Here is a 7,233-nt window from a genome sequence, read left to right as displayed (position 1 = left end):
CCCCATGCCCCCCTGCCCCAGCACCTTCAGGGGCAGGAAGCGGCCCACCTGCCGCGACGACAGCCGCTGCGACTCGCGGCCCGCGCCGGCCGAGGGCGTGCTCTCCGACTCCCGGCGCCCTGTCCCAGCCGCTCCAGCGCGACCCGTACCGTAGGATTCCCGCGAGGCTGAAACGCGCGGTGCGGAGCCGGGGGCAGAAGCCCCGTCATCCCTGTCATTCCGGTTCGCCATGGGTCCAGTGTACCCCTCATTCTTGGATCCCATGTTTCTCTGCCGGGACGGCTGCCCGGTTGCGTCGGAAATCGGGCGCTTCCGTCAGATCCTGGAATTCCGAAGCAACCTCCGGAGTCGTCCGCGGATAATGCGAGCAGACCACGGAAGAAACAGGGGACGACCATGGGCTTCAATATCGGCTCGCAGATTGACTCGGTCATGGCGCGGGTGCGAAAGGCGACGGAGCAGGTCCGGACGAACATGGCCGCGGCCGCCCAGTCCGTGAAGGAGCCGCTCGCGGACGCTCCGAACGCGAAGCCGCTGGACCCTTACCAGGGCGTCTACCTGGACTCCTTCGAGCCCGAGCGCGCCGCGAAGAAGGGCCTGGTGGAGCTGGCGGCGCCGCCCCCTCCGGGTTCGACCGCGCCCGCCACGGCGCTGCCCGTCAACGAGGCGAAGGAGGCGCAGCAGGAGAATGGCTGGAAGTCCACCCAGCCCACCGTCGTGCAGACCAGCAAGACCGGCTGCGCGGAGGCCACCCTCACCTTCCTGGAGCAGTCCGACAGCGAGGCCCCGGCGCCGCTGACGCAGCAGCAGGCCCAGGAGCAGGTGCGCAACAAGGCGGACACGCTCGCGACCTCCCCCTCGGGCGTGAAGGAGCAGGGCGTCGACGTGAACCTGGACGACGGCGCGACGCCCGCGGAGATGGGCGCCGTCCTGGGCTCCATGGGCATCGCCGTCACCCGCAGCTCCGCGGACTGCGACACGAAGATGCTGAGCAACGCCCTCCAGAAGGGGGAGCTCGCGCTGGCGCAGGTGGACTCCAACGCGCTGCTCAACACGACGCTGGAGCCGGATGAGCAGAAGCAGGAGCCCGGCGAGCTGCACTGGATCACCATCGACGGCGTCAACCCGGGCTTGACGGACAGCGCGGACGACGACCTCTACCACGTGCGCGACCCCGTCAACGGGGCCTACTGGATGACGGCCGCGGACCTGAAGAAGTGTGTCTCCTCCGCGAAGGAGAATCACGACGGCGGCGGCGTGATGACGATCCAGAAGGAGAAGGACCGCAAGACCAAGACGCCGGAGCAGCTCGAGGCGCTGGCCCAGCGCAACGTGGAGCGCGCCAACGTGCTCGGCAAGGGCAACGGCGGCGCCAGCCGGCGCGCGAGCATCGCCGAGTCCAGCTAGGCCGCCTGAAGCCCCCCGGGCCTGCACTGCCCGGGGGCGCTGACAACCTCCGCGACTAGAACGTCTCACCCACCGCCAGCGTGACAGGGCCGATGCTCTGCACGATGTAGCGGTTGCGCGGGCCCACCTGGATGACGCTCTTCAGCCGCGTCTCCGGCCACTGCGCGTACCCCAGCTCATACAGCCACCGGTAGTCCGTGGGCGCGGCCTCGGAGGCCTGGGGCGAGGGGCGCTCGCCCAGGATGAAGGCCGCGTAGCGCGTGTAGGCCTTGTGGAGGCCGCCGCCGTTCGGGCCCACGTAGTCCCAGAAGCCCGGCCGCGCGTGGTTGACCTCCGCGTTGCGCGCGACGAGCGACATCGCCCACAGGTGGTAGAGCGAATAGCCGATGGGCGGGTCGCGGAGGATCTTCTCTTCGTAGAGGCGGCCCTCGTTGGCGGCGCCGGTGCCGGACTCGATGGCGCGGTTGATGACGTCCTTGATGTGGGACGGGTTCGCGTAGGCGCCGTTGCGGCGGTCCGTCCACGACGTGCCGTCCAGCACGTAGCCCGCGAGCGCGCTGTCCTGCAGCGCCACGGACGCGGCGAGCAGCCCGGCCAGGCCCCAGGACAGGTGGTTGTCGGAGCGGTAGCGCGCGAAGGCGCTGGAGGTGGGGTGCGCGTCCGCCCAGCGCGTCCACGCCTGGAAGCTGGAGTTCACGGCCTCCGCGGACTTGCGCAGCCACTCGCGCACGGCGGCGTCATCCGTGGTGCTCAGCGGATAGCCATTGCGCTTGAGCAGCACATACGCGTCGCTGGCGTTGATGAGGCCGTAGGCCTGGAACAGGCCATCCAGCGCGAAGTTCCACGGGCGGTTGGAGCAGTACTCCACCGTCTGTCCATCCAGCTTCGCCGCCGCGTAGTCCACATGCAGGTCGTGCAGGTTGACCGGCGTGTGCTGGGACGCCCACGTCTTGAGGAACAGCAGCGCGCGGGCCGCGTACTTCACGTCACCGCCCACGGCGTACTGGAGCGCGAGCGTGCGCATCCGGTCCGAGTCGTCCGTGAACTTGCCCGTCGCGTCCGCCAGCGAGTTGTCGATGCCGTCCGTGTCCGGCGAGCACCAGTGGTAGGTGATGGTGGAGACGTCCGTGATGCGGAAGGGCCGGGGCGTCGCCGTCAGCGCCGCGTCCGCGCGGCCCTTGAGGATGCGCGCGTTCTCCGCGTAGGGCTCCGTCGTGGCGGTCGCCCGCTGACGCGCGCGAGTCAGCTCCGCGGCCGTGATGAAGATGCCACCGCCCGCCGTGGGCAGCGCCGTGGCCTCCGCCTCCACCTGGGCAAGCGCGGCCGCGTCCAGCGCCTCCTCCGGTCCTCCGCAAGCCACATTGCCCGCGAGCACCACGCCCACCATCAGCGCCCGCAGGCGTGTCCACCGTGCCTCCAGCATCATGTCCGTTCCTTTCGAGAAGAGGGTTGCACCGGCCGCCAGCCTACCGTGGATGGGATTAATCAAGGAAAAGCCGCCATAGCGGAAAGTATCAAATGAAGATGGAATCGCGGCGCATGTACATCCTGGCCCCCGGGCCGTAGCCTGGCGCCCTGCTGACAGGGACAGGGAGCGCATGGCGAAGGCCGTCTTCACCACCTCGGAGAGTTCGGCGTATGACGACCAGCCCGAGGCGCGCTATCACTTCCCGCGCACGTACCTGCGGCAGGTGGAAGCCGCCGTGGGCGGGCTGTTCCTCTATTACGAACCACGCAGGACCACGGGTGCAACCAGCTCCACCGGGCGACAGGCCTACTTCGCCGTCGCGAGGGTGAGCGCGGTGGAGCAGGACCAGTCCAGGCGCGACCACTACTACGCGCTCGTCGAGGACTACCTCGAGTTCGACCACGCGGTGCCCTTCCGTGAGGGAGACAACTACTACGAGTCCGCCCTGCGCAAGGCGGATGGGACCACCAACAAGGGAGCCTTTGGTCGCGCAGTCCGACTGCTGGAGGACGCGGAGTTCGAGCTCATCGTCCGGTTGGGCTTCCGTCGGGAGTTCAAGCCTTGGGAGCAGCACGTCGCGGAAGAGCCCACCTACGCGGCGCGGCCCTTGGAGCAACAGGTCCTCTGGCGTCCCTTCCGGGATGAAGCCTTCCGCCACAACGTGCGGCAGGCCTATGGAGAGACCTGCGCCATCTCCGGCTTGAGGCTCATCAATGGAGGAGGCCGCCCGGAGGTCCAGGCGGCCCACATCCAGCCCGTGGCGGCGCACGGGCCCGACTCCGTGCGCAACGGGCTGGCCCTGACCGGGACCGTCCACTGGATGTTCGACCGCGGGTTGATCTCCGTCGATGACGACCACCGGGTGCTGTTGGCGAAGCGGGACATGCCCGAGGAGCTGGGCCATCTCGTCCAGCCGCACCGGCGGTTGCGTCTCCCCGAACGGCCCGAATGGCGGCCCCACCCCAGCTATCTGAAGTGGCACCGGGAGCACGTCTTCAAGGGCAGTCTCAAGCAGTGAACGCACCAGGCGGGTGCGAAGGCTGGCTGGCGCTGTCCAGGGCGACACCCTCTCCCAGCGCCCCCAGACCGCGCCGCGAACCGCGCGCCGGCCGACACCGTCTGGCGCATGCGGAGCCGCAGCGCCAGGTCAGGCCCGGTGCCTTTCCGCCTCCCGAAAAAATTGGGTGAGCGAGTAGTCCAGCAGCGACTGGCGGGACTGCATGTACCGGCGGGCGCGGAGGAACGGCAGCCAGACGCGCTTGTCGACACGCACCTGGGACTCCTCCAGCTTCTGCCGCGGCACCCACGTCCCGCCCAGCCGCCGCACCAGCATGCCGCCCAGGTAGGCCCCCAGGGCCAAAGCGGTGTGCTCGTCGATGAGGCCCCGCGTGTACCTCTCCGGGAAGTTCTCCCTCCAGAAGTAGAAATCGAGGTCCGTAAGGGACTCAGGTGTCTCTTCCACGAGGGAGGGCACCTGGGTGTGCAGCGCCGCCACGAGGCTTTCGGATAGGTCGCTGTAGTCGCTGCGGGCGCGCTCGGGATTCTCCACGTCCGAAGGAAGTGCGACCGGGAGCCACTCCTCGGGCTCGGGTGGCCGGAAGGCGTTGAGCTCGGCAATCTTCTGCTGCCGCTCGCTGATGGCGAACGCGTCCGGCAGCCGCGAGAGGAGCGGCGCCAGGTCCGGGTGGAAGCGAGGTTCCACGGGGGCGAGCGCGGCGCTGCGCTCTCGCAGTGTGCGCAGCACCGTGTCGAAGTCGAGGTCTGGCCGCAGGTGGACATGGGCACGAGCCTGCGCCACGCGCGCTTCATCGCTCGCGAAGTCCGCGGCGGTGGGCCGAAGCACCAGGAGGACGGAGCCATTGGGAAGTTCCTCCACGAGGTGCGCAGGAGTCGAGAGCATCCGCTCGCGGCCCACCCTTTCTACGAGCTTGGGGCCGAAGACGTTCAGCCAACACACCTCGTAGACCTTGTCGAATCCATCCCTCCGAGACACCTCAGTTTCGCGGCCGAAATGGGGGAAGCCCGCCAACTCACGGTCAGCCATACTGTGTGCCGCAGCATGAGAAGCCGGATAGTGAGTCGCCCAAGCTCGGACCATCTCGACGATCCCTTTACAGTCCCCCTCGTTCGCGAAGTACGCGAGCGAATGTACGTCGAGCCAGATATTGATCTCAGAAGGGTGGGGAGGCAGCCAGAGTTCAACCGTCAACTCCACGGCAGGAGACTCCGCGCGGTAAAGCGCGACAGACGCACTGTCCTCGTCGCGGCGCTCCTTCAGTGCCTGCCAGAAGCTAGCGCGGGCATACTTTCGTTTCCTTGCCCCCTTGACGGTATCGGGAGCCCAGTCCCCTGCGCACTTTTCAAGTGCACTGAGAAATGGAACCAGCTCAGCCTCCATTTCAGTTGGGTCGCTGAACGTGCCTTCGAGGGTGAGCAGAAGGTGATCGACTTCGCTCGTGCTGGGAGTCTTCGGTGCACTCATTCGACCAGCACTTCCACGCCCGGAACTTTCTTCTGCGTGCTTCTCAATGCGAGCTCCCAAACTTCCGGCTTCGTGGGCTTGAGAGTCCCTTCATAAACAAGGCGAACCCTCTGAACTTGTGCCTGCTGCCGCATCCCTTTTCGGAGGATGTTCAATTCCCCCCCGTAATACAGCAGTGCGCTCCTCGCGTCCGTATTCATTTGCGCCGCCAGGGAGTCCTTATCCAACGCATTGAGATCTCGACTCTTGAAGCTTGTACTGCAACGGCTCCCCCTAAAGCCTCTCACGGGAAGAAGATGTTGCGCACCGTGACGGCTTGCGTTCCGCCTTCCGCCCACAGCTTGAGGGTATAGGGACCGCGCGCCGTGGATGAAGGCAGCTCGAATTCCATGATGCCCGTGACGCTTTCCTTCGGTGCGATGGGCTCCTGGGGCCAGACGGTCAGCGCGTGCACGGTGTGCCCGGCCCCATCCACCAGCGCCGCGCCCATGAACCTCCAGGGCACCACTCCCTGGTTGTCCAACGAGGCTTGCACTGCGGCGCGAGTGGAGGCGCGGAAAGTGCGCACCCGCGCCACGGAGAAGACCAACCCTTGCGCGCTTTGTGGGTCGCGCAGCAGGTCGCGGGAGGACACGCCCTCAAGCCCCATCACTCCGGAGAGCAGCAGGCCGGTCAGCCCGTCGGGCCGCACCTGCGTCGTGCGCAGGCGTTCTACCTCCGCCCGGGCGCGCCCGACTTCCGCGCGCAACTGCCGGACCTCCTCCTGATACGACTCCACACCGCGCCGATGGCGATACAACTCCACCTGACGCTGCCCCAGGACGGGATGCACCACCAGCACCAGCTCCGCGCGCAAGGGGGCCTCCCCGTCCGCGAAGACGAGGGTCAACTTCAGCCGGGTGCCTTCCTTCAGGTCATGGCGAGGCAGGAGCGCGAGGGTGTCCGTGCCTTCCATGACCCGGCGGAAGTTCTCCCGTCCAGACAGTTCCCACCGCGCCACGGGCGAGTCGCTCAACAGGAGGGTCGCCAGGCCCGGGCTGATACGCAGTTCTTGCGGTGGCTGCTCCCGGTCGGCGGACCATTCGATGCGGCCCGCGCCCTCCTCGTCCGGAACACGCATTGCCTGGGCCGCCGCCACCGACGCGAAGGCATGGGCCACCAGCAGGGCGACCTTCAACGATGGGCGAGGGAAGAAGGTCACTCGAAATGGTCCACGGCCCGCAGGTAGACCGAGCTCCTGATGATCACCCTGTCATCCGTGCTGCCTTCCAGGAGCGGCATCCCATGTTCGACGCCGCTCCCATCCAGCATCTCCATGCAGATCGGATAGCGTTCTCCCTTCGGGGTGCGGGCCTCCGTGAAGCGGCCAAACAGGTACTCCCCCCGGATGAGGGTTCCGAGCACCACGGTCTGCTGCGGGAGCTTGCCCATCCCAAGCGGGATCCTGACGGGAGGCGACCGTCCTTCCCGGACTGGGATGGCCCGCTCTCCCCCACCAAACGGCAGGAACGACGCATCTTCCGTGCGTCCCGTGCGGATGCCCAGTTCCTTCATAGCCTCCAGGGCGCCCGGCGGGCACTCCTCCGGCGGTGGCGAAGGACGCACTTGGGGCCCGCTGGCGGGGCAGCCCAGGGCGGAGCAGGTGACGGCGGCGAGCACGGCGCGGGACACCGCCGTCCGGGTTCGGGTGGTGCGGACGGGAGGGGGAGGAGTCTTCGTCACGGGCGTCTCTTCTTTCAGCGGATGCGTCACCTCGGGGGCGACGGCCACAGGAGGAGCCGCCACCCGGGGTGGCAGGACTGCGGCCAGATCAGCTTCTGGTGGAGACGCAGAAGGCGCTACTTCCCCGCCCGTTTCCATTCGAGGCTGTCTCTTA

At 67.6% G+C, this 7,233-nt stretch carries 7 protein-coding genes; 2 read left to right on the top strand and 5 right to left on the bottom strand.

The window, feature by feature from the left end; genetic code table 11:
• Nucleotides 1-231, bottom strand: a 231-nt coding sequence (locus tag D7V93_RS46210) for a hypothetical protein (protein ID WP_208723240.1), incomplete at its 3' end; no start/stop codon positions are given.
• Between the two features lie 165 nt (nt 232-396).
• On the opposite strand from D7V93_RS46210, the gene D7V93_RS33465 reads away from it, so the two are divergent.
• Nucleotides 397-1,407 (top strand): hypothetical protein, encoded by a 1,011-nt coding sequence (locus D7V93_RS33465; RefSeq protein ID WP_120647240.1) that lies wholly within the window; start codon nt 397-399, stop codon nt 1,405-1,407.
• Between the two features lie 55 nt (nt 1,408-1,462).
• Here D7V93_RS33465 and D7V93_RS33460 read toward each other — a convergent pair whose 3' ends face one another.
• Nucleotides 1,463-2,833, bottom strand: coding sequence for an alginate lyase family protein (locus tag D7V93_RS33460; RefSeq protein ID WP_120647239.1), 1,371 nt, complete (start codon nt 2,831-2,833; stop codon nt 1,463-1,465).
• A 172-nt stretch (nt 2,834-3,005) separates the two neighbouring features.
• On the opposite strand from D7V93_RS33460, the gene D7V93_RS33455 reads away from it, so the two are divergent.
• Nucleotides 3,006-3,893 carry an HNH endonuclease gene (locus tag D7V93_RS33455; RefSeq protein ID WP_120647238.1) on the top strand — a complete coding sequence of 296 codons (888 nt, stop codon included), beginning with the start codon at nt 3,006-3,008 and terminating at the stop codon, nt 3,891-3,893.
• Nucleotides 3,894-4,022: 129 nt separating this feature from the next.
• Here the strand turns inward: D7V93_RS33455 and D7V93_RS33450 are convergent, their stop codons facing one another.
• From D7V93_RS33450 to D7V93_RS33440, 3 genes are all read right to left on the bottom strand, one after another.
• The gene (locus tag D7V93_RS33450; protein WP_120647237.1) at nt 4,023-5,357 is read right to left on the bottom strand and encodes a hypothetical protein; all 1,335 of its coding nucleotides are present in this window, start codon (nt 5,355-5,357) and stop codon (nt 4,023-4,025) included.
• 283 nt (nt 5,358-5,640) lie between these two features.
• A complete protein-coding gene (locus tag D7V93_RS33445) occupies nt 5,641-6,558 on the bottom strand; it encodes a DUF2381 family protein (protein ID WP_120647236.1) in 918 nt (305 codons plus the stop codon).
• Nucleotides 6,555-6,911: a hypothetical protein gene (locus tag D7V93_RS33440; protein ID WP_147451474.1), complete on the bottom strand. Its 357-nt coding sequence runs from the start codon at nt 6,909-6,911 to the stop codon at nt 6,555-6,557. Before D7V93_RS33440 ends, D7V93_RS33445 begins: the two co-directional genes overlap by 4 nt.
• Between the last annotated feature and the right edge of the window lie 322 nt (nt 6,912-7,233).

The sequence above is a fragment of the Corallococcus llansteffanensis genome (assembly GCF_003612055.1).
GTDB classification, from domain to species: domain Bacteria; phylum Myxococcota; class Myxococcia; order Myxococcales; family Myxococcaceae; genus Corallococcus; species Corallococcus llansteffanensis.
This window is presented reverse-complemented; position numbering and strand designations above follow the sequence as displayed.